Below are 418 nucleotides of genomic sequence, written 5' to 3'. Positions count from 1 at the left end.
CCTTGGACAGCGGCGAGCTGCGGTCGGAGATGACCTCGAGCAGCTGGCCGCTGCGGACGATGCTGCCGGCGTCGAGCAGGGAGACCGAGTCGCAGATCTCGCGCACCACAGACATCTCGTGGGTGATGATGATGACAGTGATGCCCAGCCGGTCGCGCAGCTGGCCGATCAGCTCCAGGATCTGCCGCGTGGTCGCCGAATCGAGGGCAGAGGTCGGCTCGTCGCAGAGCAGCACCCCCGGCTCGGCGGCCAGGGCGCGGGCGATGCCCACACGCTGCTTCTGCCCGCCGGAGAGCTGGGCGGGATAGTTGTCCGCGCGGTCGGCCAGGCCGACCAGCTACAGCAGCTCGGCCACGCGGCGCTTCCGCTCGGCCTTGGGGACCCGGGCGATCTCCAGCGGGTGGGCGATGTTCTGGGC

General features: G+C 70.6%; 1 pseudogene. It reads right to left on the bottom strand.

What is annotated here, in order from left to right:
- Positions 1 to 418 (bottom strand): annotated as a pseudogene (locus tag MWC30_RS23255) (ATP-binding cassette domain-containing protein); the annotation flags it as partial.

Origin of the sequence: Desulforhabdus sp. TSK (assembly GCF_022836495.1) — a bacterium.
Lineage (GTDB): Bacteria > Desulfobacterota > Syntrophobacteria > Syntrophobacterales > Syntrophobacteraceae > Desulforhabdus.
This window is presented reverse-complemented; position numbering and strand designations above follow the sequence as displayed.